The following is a 14790-nucleotide window of genomic DNA, read 5'->3' as shown; positions in this document are numbered from 1 at the left end:
ATGCTTAAGATAAGATTGTATCTTTTTTGCCTTTTTCCCATTCAATGGGTAGCCCTGTGTAATTTTCAGCAAGCGATTGTTGAGCAGCTTTAGAAGATACTAGGTAATCCAACTCACTTTCCTGAAGCCTTAATTCGTAAGGGCTTGCGCCCTGTTCTGGATGTAAAAGTTTTGTCATAAATGCGGAGAATCGTTGTGCTTTCCACACTCGGCGTAATGCAATGGCTTCGTAACTATTTAAAAGTTCTTCGCGGTTATCTTGATAATATTCGATTAATCCTTGAGCAAGCACTTGAACGTCACTCATGGCAAGATTCATGCCTTTAGCACCTGTAGGTGGAACAATATGAGCTGCATCGCCGGCAAGAAACAAGGAGCCGTAGTGCATCGTTTCACAAACGTAACTTTTCATTGCGACAATATTTTTGGAAGTAATTCTTCCTTCTTGTAGCTCTGGGCCATTTCCTAAATCGACACGTGTTCGCAACTCTTCCCAAATTCGCTCATCAGACCAATTATCAATATGATCTGTGCGGTCTACTTGAAGGTAGAACCGTTGAAGAGTAGGAGTGCGTGTGCTTAATAAGGCAAAACCGTTGGGATGATGAGTGTAAACCAGTTCTTCGCTAGCAGGAGCTGTTTCAGCTAAAATCCCTAACCATCCATGATCGTAAGTGTGTTCATATTCCTTCAGTTGCTCCGAAGGAATAGCTTTCCGTGAAGGACCATGAAATCCATCACAACCTGCAATGTAGTCACAATGGATAGAATACCTTTCTCCGTATTGGGTGAACTCAACGGAAGGAGTCTTAGACTCAATATCAAATAGTTCTACCTCTTCTACTTCAAAATAGATTGACGCTCCTTCTTTCTGTCTGGCGTTTAACAAATCTTTAATGACTTCATGTTGCGGATACACCATGACTTCTTGATTGGTTAGAGAAGGAAAATCAATTCGATGCCTTTCTTGGTTAAACTGTATGTTAATTCCCTCATGTTTATAACCAATCTGATTCATGCGCTCTTCTAATCCAACAGAACGCATAAGCTCGATTGTTCCCTGTTCCAAAACTCCAGCCCGAACAGTTTCTTCAATATCTTTTTGTGAACGACGCTCCAAAATTACAGAATCAATACCTTTCTGGGCAAGTAGATGGGAGAGCATTAGTCCAGCAGGTCCAGCTCCAATAATAGCTATTTTTGTATTCATTTTCCTCATCCTTTCTTTAGATAACGCTTACATAAAAACGCATAAAAAAACCTCAGTTTTCGGCATAAATCAAATAGCAATTAGACGAAAGCTCATAAATGCTAGTTGTAATTACTGCCAGAAAAACTGAGGAATTTAAATAGTATAGAGCGTGAACGGCCCTATCATTTAAAAAACCATTTTTCTTGTGTAATGACATCACACTGTTTAATTTGTTGTAAACGTTAACACTAGCTATTTAATTATGTCAAATTTTATTTTATTCAGAAGATAATTTATTTTTATTTTCATAATAACGTCGAAAAGCGGCTTTCATCGCCACATTAATAGAATTTAACGAAGGAGCAAAATAACTCTGGCTAATGTGTTTAATAAGATGCTCTACCCCTTGAGACATATCATAGCCAACGACTAATTTTCGAAAAAAAGATTTTGTTAGATCTGCTATAAACGTAAATTCAGCATCTTGAATAACGTCGGAGTGTGGGTCGATTTCCAAAACGATGCCGATATATTTATAAGTTTCGGCCATGGCTGTACCTTGAGGAGCTTTCGCATAGCCGGTAACTAAAACGTTTGTCATTATGGTCCCCCCTATAACTTATTGTCGATGAGCTATGATATCGTTCGACACCCCACGTGCTGTTGCCCGTAAAAGTGGGAGGAATGTAGAAAGAAGTACTTCCTCGGTTATTCTGCCTGCATGGACGGAACAATTAATAGCCGCTACGGTTTCCCCATGCCGATTAGTCAAAGGAACAGCCAAAGATCGTAATCCTTGTTCTAATTGATTTTCTACGTGGGCATAACCATTTATACGTACCTCATGGATGATGGATTTTAATGCCTCCATATTCGTAATGGTTTGGTCGGTAATCGGATCAAGCTTAGCATGAATCCAGTAATCTTCAAGCTGTTCTTCATTCAAATGTGCCAACAAGACACGTCCCATAGACGTAGCATAGGCTGGTAATCTTGTACCAATATCGATGTTAATACTCATAATGCGTTTTGCTGGTACCCTAGCCACATAAATAATATCCGTTTCTTCCAATACAGAAATAGAACACGATTCCCCTGTCTCTTGAACAAACTCTCTCATTTTTGGATAAGCAAAATTCCATAAATTTTGTGATGACAAATAGGCATATCCAAGTGTGAGTGTTTTTGCTGTTAATGAATAATGACCCTCGTCTGCCTGAACGAATCCTAAAGCTTCTAGGGTCAACATAATTCTTCGAACAGTAGGACGATTTAATCCCGTTAATTTTGAAGCATGGCTGACCGTAAGTGTAGGATGTTCCTGAGAAAATGACTGAATAACCGCCAGCCCCTTTTCTAACGACTGTACACGGTCAGCGGGGTTAATTTGCATTTTGTGCCTTGACATAAAAAACACCGCCTGTTTAAATTAAAATAACTTGTACGAAATATTATTTAATGTACGTATATCGTACAAATTCATTTTTGGTTTGTCAATCATAAATATATTTTTTGAACTGAACTGAAAACGCTTACTAAATGTTGGGAGGCAGGTATTAATGTCAAGGATTCAAAACGCTATCGTTTATCTTGTAGACCTCCCTATCGTACGTCCCCATCAGTTGTCTATGCATACAATTACGACACAAACAGTTGTATTTATTAAGTTAACCGATGAAGAAGGAGAAAGCGGATGGGGTGAAGCAGCTACGATTGGGGGAGCATCTTATGAAGAAATGACACCTGAAGCTATTAAAATCAATTTGGAGCAGTATTTTGTCCCCCATTTATTACGACAAGATCCTTCTTCATATGGAAAGTTAATGGAAACCCTTCATACGCGTATAAAGGGCAATCGTTTCGCGAAGGGGGCGGTAGAAAGTGCTCTGCTTGACCTATATGGCAAACAGGTTGGGCTTCCAGTTTATCAATTGCTTGGAGGTAAGAGGCAAAACACCCTGCAGACGGCATGGACATTGGCGAGTGGAGATACATCTAAAGATATTGAAGAAGCTCAGGAATTTCTTTATCAAAAGCGTCATAACATATTCAAATTAAAAATTGGGTCTGGAAATCCTATGGAAAATGTTTATCACGTACTCGATATTAAAAAAGCTTTAGGCGATAATGTCCGAATTACTGTAGACGTGAACCAGGCTTGGGACGAGCAAATTGCTAACGAATGTTTGCCCTTTTTACAAGATGGGGGTGTGGCGATGGTAGAACAGCCGCTTCCAGATTGGAATGAAGAAGGCATGAAACGTTTAACACAAAAATTTTCTTTGTCAATTATGGCGGATGAATCTGCTCGTTCTATTCAAGATATCTTTCGTATTGCCAAGAATCATAGCGCAGATTCTATTTCATTAAAAGTACCAAAACACGGAGGCTTAATGGAAACAAAAAAAGCTGCAGCAATCGCAGAAAGTGCCGGTCTCCAACTCTACGGAGGAACTATGATTGACACCACCCTCGGGACCGCAGCGGCAGCACATATCTATGCTACTATGCCAACTTTTGCATTTGACACGGAACTTTTTGGCCCCCTGCTTTATCAAGAGCAGATCTCATTCAATACAATAAAGTATGAGAATTTTCAATTTCGTATTCCTGAAGGCCCGGGACTAGGGATAGAAATAGACGAAAATAAAATTATTCATTACTCCAGAAAAATACATTTATGAATGAAATCAGGAGGTATTATTATGAATTCTTTGCCCTTTCCCCAATTAATGTTAATCGGCCGCATGGAGCTGACGGTGGAAAGACCGCACTTACCGGGGCAAACCTATAACGGTGACCGGAGGATTATTCGCGTCACTGGAGGGAGTATTACTGGAGATCATTTAAATGCTGACGTAATCCCTGGGGGAGATGACTGGATCACGGTGCGCGAAGATGGAACGATCATACAGGATGTGCGTATCCTTTTAGCAGCTGATAACAACGATATCATTATGATGACATATCGGGGTATTCGGACAGGCTCTCCAGAAGTACTTAAGCGATTGGATAACAATGAAGAAGTGAATCCCACAGAATACTACTTCAGGACGGTTCCCATTTTTGAAACTTCTTCGGAGCGATATAACTGGCTAAATAATCGTGTGTTTATCTCAACGGGCATCCGATTGCCAGGAAAGGTACAATATGATCTTTATCTTGTAGAGTAATAAAGGAGCTTTAAAGGAGGTACGGACAATGACAACTAATATAGCGTTAGAGCAAGAAACAGAACTATGCATTTCAAAAGCTGGGAGTGGAAATCAGACTGTTATTTTAGTTCACGGCTTGACAGGGAATCATAAGCAAATGCATTTTTACCAAGAAACGTTAGCCGAAAATTTTCATACCATTTCGTATGACTTACGTGGTCGCGGAGATAGTACCCAGGCTTCTTCCGACACTTCTATATTTACTCATGCTGACGATTTAATAAGTTTGATCAAAACCGAAAAGATTTCTAAGCCTATCCTTATCGGATATTCCATGGGTGGTTATATATGTGCACTCGTGGCCAGTAAGTTACCTGACGTGCAGCAATTAGTTCTTTTAGATGGAGCTGGTCAGGTTGGAGAAGAGCAACGTCAGAAAATTATCCCTTCTCTTTCACGATTGGAGAAAGAATATGACTCGGAACGTGATTATTTAGCGAACACTAAAGACATCTATAAAAACCTTGGAATTGAATGGGACGGGATGGTAGAAGCGGCTTCCAAACATGAAGTCATACCAACTGATAATTATTGGAAGCATAAATCTGACATTAGAAAGATTCAACAGGATTTTGAAAGTTTTTTCAAATTTTCGGCCGAAGAAGTTTTCCCCCAAATCAAATGTGAAACTTTACTTGTTATTGCGGAAGGAGCAATGGGAACGAATTCTTCTTTATTTAATGAAGACTCATATACGTCGTTACAGCGGCTTTTGAAACCAGCTCAAATACAACACTCCGAGGCAAATCACTATGAACTGGTTTTTAACAGACAGGAGGATATCCTTCAAGTTATTCAGTCATTTTTAATGAAAGGAGGAAAAGCATGAGTTTAACAGAAATGACAAGCGTAGATATAGTGAAAGAACGAGTGAAAACCGGAGATACCCTTATGGTAGGAGGGTTTGGACTTGTTGGAAGTCCATTAACTCTTATTGAAGCATTAATTGAACATGACGTATATCAATTAACCGTTATCAGTAATAATGTGGGCGAAACCGGTAAAGGCTTAGGAAAGCTTCTTCAGCAAGGAAAACTAAAAAAAGCTATTGGCTCTTATTTCACCAGTAATCGCGAAGTGGCAGGATGGTACAACGCTGGAAAATTGGAATTAGAGTTGCTCCCTCAGGGAACGCTTTCTGAAGCTATTCGAGCTGGTGGAGCGGGCATAGGCGGATTTTATACTAAAACAGCGGCAGGGACGGATCTGGCAGTAGGCAAAGAATCCAAGTTCATCGACGGAGAAGAATATGTGCTTGAAAAAGCTTTAAAAGCCGATGTTGCTCTCATTCGTGCAGAAAAAGCGGATGCTAAGGGCAATCTTGTATATTACAAAACGGCCAGAAATTTCAACCCGAATATGGCTTCCGCCGCCTCCTACGTCATCGCTGAAGTGGATGAAATTGTGCCGGACGGCGAATTGTCACCGGAGGAAATTGCTACTCCCCACATATATGTAGATGCAGTAGTGAAAAGCCGTTACACCCTCACAAAAGAAGGAGTGGTAGAACGTGAGTAGTAAAGAAATTATTGCCAGCAGGGCTGCAGAAGCTTTAACGCCCTACTCTATCATCAACCTTGGTATTGGGATTCCAACCCTGGTAGCAAATTACCTGGACAAGGAAAAGTATTACCTTCATACCGAAAACGGGATGCTCGGGGTTACCTCCGTAGATGAGGAAGATATTGATCCGTTGATTGTAAACGCCGGTAAGCAGCCTGTCGGTGAAGGTGTAGGTGCTTCTTATTTTGACAGTGCTTCCTCGTTTGCGATGATAAGGGGCGGCCACGTGGATGCCGCGATCCTTGGCGCGCTGCAGGTAGACGAAGAAGGTCACGTTGCCAACTGGTCCGTGCCAGGCAAAGACATTATCGGTGTTGGCGGTGCTATGGATTTATTAGTGGGAGCAAAAAAGATCATTATTACTACTAATCACACTGCGAAAGACGGCTCCTCCAAACTTGTGCCCCAGTGTGAATATCCCGTAACCTCCAACCGCATTGTGGACATGGTTATTACAGAACACGCGGTATTTCAATGGTCAGAAGAGAAATATGAATTAATTGAAGTGATGTCCGGTTCGAGTATAAGCGAAATTGAAGAGAAAACAGCTTTCTCATTTAAGGTTCACCCAAGCCTGTTACAGAAAGAAGGATAGCGATGGAGTCAGTAGTAATAGTAGATGCACTACGTACCCCCATTGGAAGATATAACGGAGCATTGAAACATTTTCGCCCAGACGATTTGGCCTCTTACACTATTAAGGAACTTATAGAAAGACAACCTTCTTTGCCCACGGATGAAATTGATGACGTTATTTTTGGAAATGCAAACGGAGCCGGTGAAGAAAATCGGAATGTAGCTCGTATGGGTGCCTTATTAGCCGGTTTACCTACAAATGTCAGCGGGACTACAATTAATCGGCTTTGTGGCTCTAGTCTTGATGCGGTAAGTATGGGGGCTAGATCTATACTTTCTGGAGAAGCAGAAGTAATTATTGCTGGAGGCGTAGAAAGCATGAGCCGAGCTCCTTTTGTGATGGCAAAACCGGAAAAGGAATTCCCACGGGGAGATATGACGCTTCAGGACACCACAATCGGATGGCGTTTTGTTAATCCAAAAATGCAAGAGATGTACGGCACCGATTCTATGCCTGGAACAGCAGAAAATGTAGCTCAACAATATAAAATTACCCGTGAAGAGCAGGATGCTTTTGCCTTCAGAAGTCAAACAAAAGCTAAACAAGCAATGGATGAAAATAAATTTAATCAAGAAATCATGTCTCTTATACAACAGCAAAAACGTGGAGATGATTTAATCATTGATACTGATGAGCATCCACGGCCTAACACTACAATGGAAAAACTAGCAAAGCTTCCGGCGATATTCACGGATGGCACAGTTACTGCTGGTAATGCTTCGGGAGTAAATGACGGTGCCGCCGCTTTATTAATGATGACCGCTTCGAAGGCTAAAGAATGGGGATTGACTCCACTCGTTCGCTTCCGAGCTTCTACAACTGCAGGAGTAGAACCATCGGTGATGGGGTTGGGGCCGATTTCCTCAACGAAAAAGCTTATGCATAAGCACCAATTTGATGTCTCTGATTTTGGACTAGTAGAGCTAAATGAAGCTTTTGCTTCTCAATCTCTGGAATGCATTCGACAGTTACAGTTGGATCCTGAATTAGTAAATGTTAATGGAGGAGCTATCGCCTTTGGCCATCCATTAGGAGCAAGCGGTGCTAAAATACTTACTTCTTTGATATATGAGATGAAGCGCCGAGATACAGAACTTGGATTAGCAACCATGTGTATAGGTGTGGGACAAGGTATTTCATTAGTTATTGAAAACGTTCATTAAGCGTTCTCATGTTCGGTTAATGAACATGCGCATATTTATTATCTTAAAGGAGGAAATAGGAATGAATCCAAATACTGCAAAAAATACAAGGGTAGAAGAAGTCTTTGATCTTTTTATTCAACACATGAAAGGGTTTCTTGACGAAGCACAATTAAATCATGAAGAGTATACCAACTTTGTAAATTGGGCGGACCGTTTAGGGAAAAAGGGAGAAATACCGCTATTTGCTGACGTTTTTTTAGAAACTCACGTTTTGAATGCAATGTATAAAGATTTACCTGGCACTCAACCTTCACTATTAGGACCATATTTTGTAGAAGGAACGCCTAAGCTTGAGAATGAAAACGGAGAGCCGTTTGAATTGCCCCGGCGTCCCAACGAACCTGGAGAAACACTTTATTTTAAAGGAAAAGTTAAAAACGTCGATGGAAAGGTCCTACCTAATACAAAAGTAGAAATGTGGCACGATGATGCTTCAGGAAAGTATTCTAACTTTGATTCCGATGCTCCAGATTACAATTTGCGTGGGCACTTTTATACGGATGAAAACGGCGAATTTGAAGTGAAAACTATAACTCCGATTCCATATTCCATTCCGGTGGATGGCCCTACAGGAGAATTTCTGGCTTATACAGAACAACATTCTATGCGACCTGCCCATCTTCATATCATGTTCATCGCCGATGGTCATGAAACATTGATCACACAGGTTTTCTTTGACGGTGATGAATACCTTGAAACAGACGTTGCTGAAGGAGTACGTGATGATCTTTTAACGAAACTTGAACGTAAAGGTGATTATAATGAAGCTTCATTAGATTTTGTAATGAGAAAAGAATAAAATAATGTTTAAAGATTAGTAGAGACTTTGCGGTAATATAAATAAATGATTATAAAGGGAAGAGTGACGTCTCTAAGGCCTCTTCCCTTTATGTATAATATTCTTGTTGTTTTAAATAACTAACAGTTTATATATTTTACATTTACATATACTGAAACGTTTATGTAAATGTAAAATATATAAAACATTATTTTGGTTTGTTTACAGAAAGCTGAGATTTGTAATTGGAAGACTACAACCCAGGTTTTTATTTCTAAATGCAACACAGCTCGATTCTCGGCGAAAAAAACTGTACTGAAAAAGCTTGAAACAGTTAAATTTCAACAAAAAATACATTTAAGCTTTGTTTACTCTAGTATGACCACCCTTTTTAAAAGGATGGTCATACTAGAGGTTGAATATATTCCCCTATTTCTTCTATTATATACTGAATACAATCATTCTCTTTGAATTTATCATCATATGCTAAATAAACAGTAAAATCTTCTGCTTGCTTGGAGGTAAGTGTAAGCTTGTAGCCATTAAGGGTTAAAAAGGAATCGAAAACTGTTAAAGCCGTTCGTTTATTCCCATTTCGAAAAATATGACCGCCCCTAGCAATGGAATGATAATAGCAGCAAGCTTTCTCGGGAATAGAAGGATACATTTCTTCACCGTATAGTTCAGTTTTTGGTCGGTGCAACATTGTTTGGAAGCTCTCGTATTGTTTAACCCCTGCTTGATCGCTGTCGTTATACATTTCCATAACAGTGTAATGAATGAAGAGGATTTCTTCTTCAGAAAAGTAAAATACCTCCATAAATTATTGCCTCCAAGCTCTCACCTATTTTTTAAGTTACGAAGAGCGTCGTCATATTTATCTACGGCACGATTCATTGCTTGTAAAACGTCTGGCCGTACGCCTTCCGGTAAGGAACGATTCGCTTTTTTCATAATGATTTCCCCAGTTTCTTCATTATAATAGACATTAAGTTCATCGCCCTTGGCCAATTCTAGCTGATCAGCAATTGCTTTAGGTATTCCAGCGGAAAGACTATTTCCTGATTGGTTTAATCGACGAGTGTATCTTTTCTCTGCTTGCGCCATCTTAGACGCCTCCTTTCATATTTGAAAAGGGTGCTTGTTAATCATTGTTTAAAGTACATATTATAAGTATAGTATATATAATAACTACTATTAATACAATTTTTAAAATTGACAAACTAGCTTTTTAATTTCACATACCATAATTATTTTATAATTTAACAATATCATTAAAGGAATACCTATAGTTTCAAATTTTAAAGTTAATAAAGCAAATTCCAGAAACAGATTCAAATTCTAAGGAAATGTTGTATTTCCTTAGGTATCTGGTAGAAAATATCTTTTACCGACGATTGCTCCTAATGTTGGAAATCTTTAAAGTGAGAATTAAACAGGGTGAATTATTACAGTCTGTGAAATTTTTGAATATCAGTACGAAGCCGAAAAGAAACTTCCATTGGCCAACGGACTTGACAATCCATAATCATCACCAACCATTGTCGCTCGAATAAAAGCAATCTCTATTTCGAGTTTCCATGCACAACTTTATCATTGTGGATCGGGCCGCCATTCACACGAGCAGTTCTGTACGTATACCTACTTACAAACACTAAGCTCCGATAACATTGCAGTGACCGAATCAAGTCCAAATTCACCTAGAAAACTGGGGCCATTTTTTCGTTACAAGTAGTACTATAGCAAAAGGCAGATAATTATCCGACTACGCGATTAAGGCTATAAAGTCTTTATACTTGCTGAGAAGGCTTTCTCTTGAAAGTGCACAGGAAAGCAGGTCACGGTCGATTTATCTATCTACTGATATTATTTTGAAAACATCTTGGAGTAAACGCAGCTACAAAACCACTTCGCTCTTTAATTTCTTGTGAAAAAATAATTTTTCAAGCTTAAATAATAACTAAAATAATATTTACTTAAGATTTAAAACTAGAGCCGATAATCAACATAATTAACGTATCATAATCTATGATAATTACTTTTGACATGTTTCATAATAATAATGAGGTTATGGTATTGTTTTCTTATATTCATTCCACAGTGGTCGGACGTTTTTAAGGAAAAGTAAAAACTATAAGAATCACATTTTGAGATCAAATAGAATATTCTTGACTCTTTATATAATGTTAACTAGATCTTTTTCAGGCTATTATTAATTTCTGCTGCTTTAAGTGTACTTTTTGATATGCTAACAAATAAAAAGCCAATCTTCGTCAAGATTGACTTATTTTTCTATTTTCATTTTTAGATAAACGAATTTATTCCTCCTGCCGACGTTTCCGCAGCAAGTAAACATACCACAGGGGAACACCTCCGCATACAAGAACCACAAGTCCAATGATAAGTCCGCTGATCACTGTAGAACCATCCAGAAAAGCAGTGAAAACACTTAAAAGAATAGCTACAAAAAACAAAACGCCAAAATTTCTATTTCGGCTCTTTTGAGGAGAAGCCTTGGTTCGTTCTTGATCTACACTAATATTTATCGATAAATAGGCTAACACCACACTTGTGACAATAAATACAAACCATAAGGGATTATTTCTCATTCCCTCCATGCCAGAAGTGACCAGATCATATCCCAAAATACTCACAATTCCTACCGTTTGAACGGCAAATGCAACTCGAATATTTTGAAGGTTTTTCCACTGCAGTCGTTCATCCTTGATTTTTTGCATGAGTACCTCACTCCTTTTCCACCCAAAATAAATCGTCCAACGTCTGGTTTAGAGCTACACAAAGCGCGATGCATAACTGCAAGGATGGATTATAAGTTCCTTTTTCGATAAGAATAATGGTTTGGCGTGTAACCCCTACATCATCTGCTAATTGCTGCTGCGTTCGTCCCGCCTGCTTACGCACCACCTTGACTCGGTTTTCCATAAGGCTGCCTCCCAACACTAAATGTAACATATATATTACATTTTTGAAATGCTTGTTCTTAAATGTAGTTATCCTAAAAAAGAAGGTAACTCTTTTTTTAGGATAACTACAAAAATATTTGCTTTCTTTAAGATTTAAATCAATCACTATGAAACGAAGAAAATCAATTTTTTATTGAATAATGTTAAACTTTCATTTAACATTATTCAATAAAGGAGGTTGAAAAACAATGGATGAGGAAAATATTCCCGCCTGGATACGAGCGTTAGATGAAGAATCCCTGGAATTTATCCGGCAATTCGTCACCAGTTCCGGGTCGCTCAAAGAAGTAGCCAGGTTGTATGAAGTATCCTATCCTACGGTACGCAATAAATTAAATATCATTATTGAAAAAATCAATGCCCATCATCTTCAGGAAGAGCAAGAATTTATTACGATGATTCGGAACCTCGTGATTGATGACAAAATTAGCCTGGATATCGCAAAGAAGATTATCGATCAGTATAAAAAAGATCAGCAGAAGGAGTAGATCGTGATGTTGTATTGGTACGGAGCAGCTGCCCTCATTTTAATATTGCAATTTGTGTTATCCCGACTAACCTATGCCTGGCCTGGTGCTATCATGCCGACCTTGTATGTTCTCGGCTTTGTGCTTATGCTTAGCACCCAGCAAACGGAAGGCTCCATGTGGTCCATACTAATTGCAGGAATTGGCGGTACCGCCTTTTTGTTGGGCATGTGGGATCATGGCCGAAAAGCCGTGCATCAAAAACAGCAACGAGAAGAAACGAAAATTAAGGCCCGGAATTTATCTTAAACGAAAAAATAAAGGTAGACACAGTCACACAAAGGAGAACGATCATGGATGCTTTTCTGCGCCCTACTCAAGGAACATCTACACAGCGACGCTATATCGCAGCATTTATTGTGATTCTTTTCATGACGATATTGGGAGCAGCCAGCTATTCATGGCTTCTCCAAGAATGGAGGCGTGTCGCTTTTATCTCAGTCTCTCCCGCCCTGACGGAATTTGTGTTCGTGATCGGCTATTTCAGTTTCGTAATTATCCTGGGGCACGTAATTGCGACGAAGGCGATTCTCAAACGTCCCTTCCGTTCGTTAGTCACTCCCCATGCCCGTATTCAATGGCCAAACATCTTTGCCGGGGCCTTGTTGGTGGGAGTAAGCATTCTTTTTACATACAGTCTAACCATGCTATTTTTTCCTCATGCGTTCACGTTCAATGGATTTTCTTTTTCTACATTTATGATCTTTGCAGGCATCATGGTGGTCACCGTTCCGATACAGACCACAGCCGAAGAATTATTTTTTCGTGGATTCTGTATGCAATGGATTAGCACCATCGTCCAACATCGTCCATTCATAGTCGTGATTTCCGTGACGTTATTATTTGCCGGCATGCACTTTTGGAATCCGGAAATGCAGTTTGATCCCGTCATTGTGGGCGTCGGCTATCTTCTGTTGAGCTTCGCTTACACCCACGCTGTGGTCCTTTTTGATGGATTGGAATTTTCCATAGGGGCGCACGCGATAAACAATATTCTGCTGGTGCTGCTATTTGCTTTAGAAACGAATGCGTTCGAGATGAACACTTCCGTATGGACCGTGGAATATTCTTCGTTTGTATATGTCATTCTCATGTGGGGGATGAATGCTTTATGGTATGCGGGAATGCTCGTGATCGTTTATCGCCAAACTCTTATCCGCCGAATCAAAAAGGTTTCCATGAGAGACTAAGGAATGTTGATTCTCTGAGCGATAAGTAGCTATACGAACTCCAATAAAACGGCATCCGAATAGGGATGTCGTTGTCTCTTTCGGTTATGATTTTCGCTTGAGTAGTTCACCCACCATGAGGAAAACGGCTCCAGTTATGGCCAGCCAGTAGACGGGAATCGTCATGCTTGGGCCAAACGACGGTAGCCAGAAATACATGGCGAAAGCTACAGCTGCCGGAACCCCGAGCACCAATACCGAGAATAAGTATTCCATTCGTTTCGAAACCTCTCGGAAACACGACCATTGCATATAGCGAAATACGCTGTAAACGGCAAGTGATAGGAATACTCCTCCCTCGATGATCCCGATGATGGTCGTTCCTAAACTGTACGTCTTCGTTGATTCTAGTTGATGAAACCCATAGGAAAAAATCGTTTGGATTAAGCCGCTAATAAGCAGATAGACGCCCAAAAAATAACTAACTCCCATCCCAAACAAGGCCATCATTTTGTTTGGAAGGGCTTTGGGAAGCTCACCTAAAATCTCCTGGGCATACTGCCTGGGATTAGAACCAAACAACTCCGTGCTGTCGCGTCCTTCCTCCTGGAGAACCAGAAGATGATCGAGTAATTCCATTAGTACCTCTTCCGTTTCCTCTTCGCTTTTATCAAACGATAAGCGCACGTATACCAGCATATCTTCGTACACTTTTTTATTTTCTGCATTTAATTGCGCTCGTTTTTCATTATTTTCTGCTAAGAGTGTACTCACTTAGGGTTCCTCCTTATCCAGTAATTGATCGACGGGATGTTTCAATGCGTTCCAGTTCTGCCGAAATGCGTCTAACGAAACTTTGCCAGCCGACGTCAACGTATAGTATTTTCGGTTGGGCCCGCTGTCCGACTTTTTTATTTCTCCATGAATCAGTTTTTCCTTCTGCAAGCGCAGCAGTAGCGGATAAATGGATCCTTCTTTGACGTCGATTCCCTGCTGCTGTAATTTAACGGCTAATTCGTATCCGTATACGGTCTCGCGGGAAATAATGGCTAAGATACACCCTTCCAGTATCCCTTTCAGCAATTGACTCCGTTCATTCATTTCTCCACCTACCTTGTTTTGCATGATACTTAGTCAACGACAACCTGCCTTCATTAATATGGCAGGTTCAGTAATTCCTATGGATGATTCTTTACTATATTGTTATACAATGTAGTTGCATTCTAATAGACTTGAAAAGAAAAAGCAATAAGCAGTTTTCAAAATAAAGAAATGCCCGCGTTCCTTAGGGTAAAAATCAGGAGGTTCAATCAAACGGCTTTGAGCATTTAAAAAGCATTCGGGTATCCTATTTTTGGAAACAAAATAATTAAACTCTACTGTTGCAGGTTTGAAAACAAATGCTGGTCATGGATTTAAATATTGGAAATCATCGACAATATCATCCAACCGATGGCTTTGCGGGTCAGGCCACGAGGTAGGTTTTATACACGCTCTCCAGGGTCGCGCCCGCCCGGGCG

General features: G+C 39.9%; 19 protein-coding genes. 10 read left to right on the top strand and 9 right to left on the bottom strand.

Annotation, left to right across the window (positions count from 1 at the left end; genetic code table 11):
- Window positions 1-4: 4 nt before the first annotated feature.
- The 3 genes from CHL76_RS14725 to CHL76_RS14715 form a co-directional block, all read right to left on the bottom strand.
- The gene (locus CHL76_RS14725) at window positions 5-1210 is read right to left on the bottom strand and encodes a 4-hydroxybenzoate 3-monooxygenase (RefSeq protein ID WP_094908979.1); all 1206 of its coding nucleotides are present in this window, start codon (window positions 1208-1210) and stop codon (window positions 5-7) included.
- Window positions 1211-1469: 259 nt separating this feature from the next.
- Window positions 1470-1793 carry a DUF3870 domain-containing protein gene (locus CHL76_RS14720; protein WP_094908978.1) on the bottom strand — a complete coding sequence of 108 codons (324 nt, stop codon included), beginning with the start codon at window positions 1791-1793 and terminating at the stop codon, window positions 1470-1472.
- 18 nt (window positions 1794-1811) lie between these two features.
- Window positions 1812-2600, bottom strand: a complete 789-nt coding sequence (locus CHL76_RS14715) for an IclR family transcriptional regulator domain-containing protein (protein WP_094908977.1) — start codon at window positions 2598-2600, stop codon at window positions 1812-1814.
- Between the two features lie 151 nt (window positions 2601-2751).
- Between CHL76_RS14715 and CHL76_RS14710 the strand changes: the two genes are divergently transcribed.
- The 7 genes from CHL76_RS14710 (at window position 2752) to CHL76_RS14680 (ending at window position 8611) form a co-directional block, all read left to right on the top strand.
- Window positions 2752-3876 (top strand): muconate cycloisomerase family protein, encoded by a 1125-nt coding sequence (locus CHL76_RS14710; protein WP_094908976.1) that lies wholly within the window; start codon window positions 2752-2754, stop codon window positions 3874-3876.
- Window positions 3877-3897: 21 nt separating this feature from the next.
- Window positions 3898-4365, top strand: coding sequence for a DUF3237 domain-containing protein (locus CHL76_RS14705; protein ID WP_094908975.1), 468 nt, complete (start codon window positions 3898-3900; stop codon window positions 4363-4365).
- 28 nt (window positions 4366-4393) lie between these two features.
- Window positions 4394-5236, top strand: a complete 843-nt coding sequence (locus tag CHL76_RS14700) for an alpha/beta fold hydrolase (RefSeq protein ID WP_094908974.1) — start codon at window positions 4394-4396, stop codon at window positions 5234-5236.
- On the top strand, window positions 5233-5925 hold the full coding sequence (locus CHL76_RS14695) for a CoA transferase subunit A (protein WP_094908973.1): 693 nt from the start codon (window positions 5233-5235) through the stop codon (window positions 5923-5925). The genes CHL76_RS14700 and CHL76_RS14695 overlap by 4 nt, the downstream gene beginning before the upstream one ends.
- Entirely contained in the window at window positions 5918-6565 is a 648-nt protein-coding gene (locus CHL76_RS14690; RefSeq protein WP_094908972.1) for a 3-oxoacid CoA-transferase subunit B, read from the top strand. The genes CHL76_RS14695 and CHL76_RS14690 overlap by 8 nt, the downstream gene beginning before the upstream one ends.
- A gap of 2 nt (window positions 6566-6567) precedes the next feature.
- Window positions 6568-7770: an acetyl-CoA C-acyltransferase gene (locus CHL76_RS14685; RefSeq protein WP_094908971.1), complete on the top strand. Its 1203-nt coding sequence runs from the start codon at window positions 6568-6570 to the stop codon at window positions 7768-7770.
- A gap of 61 nt (window positions 7771-7831) precedes the next feature.
- Complete coding sequence (locus CHL76_RS14680; RefSeq protein WP_094908970.1) at window positions 7832-8611, top strand: dioxygenase family protein; 780 nt, start codon at window positions 7832-7834, stop codon at window positions 8609-8611.
- A 382-nt stretch (window positions 8612-8993) separates the two neighbouring features.
- Here CHL76_RS14680 and CHL76_RS14675 read toward each other — a convergent pair whose 3' ends face one another.
- The 4 genes from CHL76_RS14675 to CHL76_RS14660 form a co-directional block, all read right to left on the bottom strand.
- On the bottom strand, window positions 8994-9410 hold the full coding sequence (locus tag CHL76_RS14675) for a type II toxin-antitoxin system death-on-curing family toxin (protein WP_094908969.1): 417 nt from the start codon (window positions 9408-9410) through the stop codon (window positions 8994-8996).
- Between the two features lie 20 nt (window positions 9411-9430).
- Window positions 9431-9697, bottom strand: coding sequence for an AbrB/MazE/SpoVT family DNA-binding domain-containing protein (locus tag CHL76_RS14670; RefSeq protein WP_094908968.1), 267 nt, complete (start codon window positions 9695-9697; stop codon window positions 9431-9433).
- Window positions 9698-10908: 1211 nt separating this feature from the next.
- Complete coding sequence (locus CHL76_RS14665; protein ID WP_094908967.1) at window positions 10909-11328, bottom strand: hypothetical protein; 420 nt, start codon at window positions 11326-11328, stop codon at window positions 10909-10911.
- 7 nt (window positions 11329-11335) lie between these two features.
- Entirely contained in the window at window positions 11336-11533 is a 198-nt protein-coding gene (locus tag CHL76_RS14660; protein WP_094908966.1) for a helix-turn-helix transcriptional regulator, read from the bottom strand.
- Window positions 11534-11762: 229 nt separating this feature from the next.
- Between CHL76_RS14660 and CHL76_RS14655 the strand changes: the two genes are divergently transcribed.
- The 3 genes from CHL76_RS14655 to CHL76_RS14645 are packed head-to-tail and all read left to right on the top strand — an operon-like array spanning window position 11763 to window position 13291.
- Complete coding sequence (locus tag CHL76_RS14655) at window positions 11763-12062, top strand: DUF2089 family protein (protein WP_094908965.1); 300 nt, start codon at window positions 11763-11765, stop codon at window positions 12060-12062.
- A gap of 6 nt (window positions 12063-12068) precedes the next feature.
- Window positions 12069-12350, top strand: a complete 282-nt coding sequence (locus CHL76_RS14650; RefSeq protein ID WP_094908964.1) for a hypothetical protein — start codon at window positions 12069-12071, stop codon at window positions 12348-12350.
- Window positions 12351-12394: 44 nt separating this feature from the next.
- Window positions 12395-13291, top strand: a complete 897-nt coding sequence (locus CHL76_RS14645; protein WP_094908963.1) for a CPBP family intramembrane glutamic endopeptidase — start codon at window positions 12395-12397, stop codon at window positions 13289-13291.
- Between the two features lie 84 nt (window positions 13292-13375).
- Here the strand turns inward: CHL76_RS14645 and CHL76_RS14640 are convergent, their stop codons facing one another.
- On the bottom strand, window positions 13376-14044 hold the full coding sequence (locus tag CHL76_RS14640) for a DUF1129 family protein (RefSeq protein ID WP_094908962.1): 669 nt from the start codon (window positions 14042-14044) through the stop codon (window positions 13376-13378).
- The gene (locus CHL76_RS14635) at window positions 14045-14371 is read right to left on the bottom strand and encodes a PadR family transcriptional regulator (protein WP_094908961.1); all 327 of its coding nucleotides are present in this window, start codon (window positions 14369-14371) and stop codon (window positions 14045-14047) included.
- Window positions 14372-14790: the final 419 nt, after the last annotated feature.

The organism is Marinococcus halophilus (assembly GCF_002265875.1).
Taxonomy (GTDB): Bacteria; Bacillota; Bacilli; order Bacillales; family Marinococcaceae; genus Marinococcus; species Marinococcus halophilus.
The sequence above is the reverse complement of the archived record's forward strand: the minus strand, read 5'-3'. Positions and strand labels throughout refer to the sequence as shown.

What these genes read in the sequence shown, in the direction of transcription:
- CHL76_RS14725 (WP_094908979.1), bottom strand. Translation starts at nt 1,210, where the DNA reads ATGAATACAAAAATAGCTATTATTGGAGCTGGACCTGCTGGACTAATG.
- CHL76_RS14720 (WP_094908978.1), bottom strand. Translation starts at nt 1,793, where the DNA reads ATGACAAACGTTTTAGTTACCGGCTATGCGAAAGCTCCTCAAGGTACA.
- CHL76_RS14700 (WP_094908974.1), top strand. Translation starts at nt 4,394, where the DNA reads ATGACAACTAATATAGCGTTAGAGCAAGAAACAGAACTATGCATTTCA.
- CHL76_RS14650 (WP_094908964.1), top strand. Translation starts at nt 12,069, where the DNA reads ATGTTGTATTGGTACGGAGCAGCTGCCCTCATTTTAATATTGCAATTT.
- CHL76_RS14670 (WP_094908968.1), bottom strand. Translation starts at nt 9,697, where the DNA reads ATGGCGCAAGCAGAGAAAAGATACACTCGTCGATTAAACCAATCAGGA.
- CHL76_RS14685 (WP_094908971.1), top strand. Translation starts at nt 6,568, where the DNA reads ATGGAGTCAGTAGTAATAGTAGATGCACTACGTACCCCCATTGGAAGA.
- CHL76_RS14655 (WP_094908965.1), top strand. Translation starts at nt 11,763, where the DNA reads ATGGATGAGGAAAATATTCCCGCCTGGATACGAGCGTTAGATGAAGAA.
- CHL76_RS14665 (WP_094908967.1), bottom strand. Translation starts at nt 11,328, where the DNA reads ATGCAAAAAATCAAGGATGAACGACTGCAGTGGAAAAACCTTCAAAAT.
- CHL76_RS14705 (WP_094908975.1), top strand. Translation starts at nt 3,898, where the DNA reads ATGAATTCTTTGCCCTTTCCCCAATTAATGTTAATCGGCCGCATGGAG.
- CHL76_RS14710 (WP_094908976.1), top strand. Translation starts at nt 2,752, where the DNA reads ATGTCAAGGATTCAAAACGCTATCGTTTATCTTGTAGACCTCCCTATC.
- CHL76_RS14645 (WP_094908963.1), top strand. Translation starts at nt 12,395, where the DNA reads ATGGATGCTTTTCTGCGCCCTACTCAAGGAACATCTACACAGCGACGC.
- CHL76_RS14635 (WP_094908961.1), bottom strand. Translation starts at nt 14,371, where the DNA reads ATGAATGAACGGAGTCAATTGCTGAAAGGGATACTGGAAGGGTGTATC.
- CHL76_RS14680 (WP_094908970.1), top strand. Translation starts at nt 7,832, where the DNA reads ATGAATCCAAATACTGCAAAAAATACAAGGGTAGAAGAAGTCTTTGAT.
- CHL76_RS14660 (WP_094908966.1), bottom strand. Translation starts at nt 11,533, where the DNA reads ATGGAAAACCGAGTCAAGGTGGTGCGTAAGCAGGCGGGACGAACGCAG.
- CHL76_RS14675 (WP_094908969.1), bottom strand. Translation starts at nt 9,410, where the DNA reads ATGGAGGTATTTTACTTTTCTGAAGAAGAAATCCTCTTCATTCATTAC.
- CHL76_RS14695 (WP_094908973.1), top strand. Translation starts at nt 5,233, where the DNA reads ATGAGTTTAACAGAAATGACAAGCGTAGATATAGTGAAAGAACGAGTG.
- CHL76_RS14715 (WP_094908977.1), bottom strand. Translation starts at nt 2,600, where the DNA reads ATGTCAAGGCACAAAATGCAAATTAACCCCGCTGACCGTGTACAGTCG.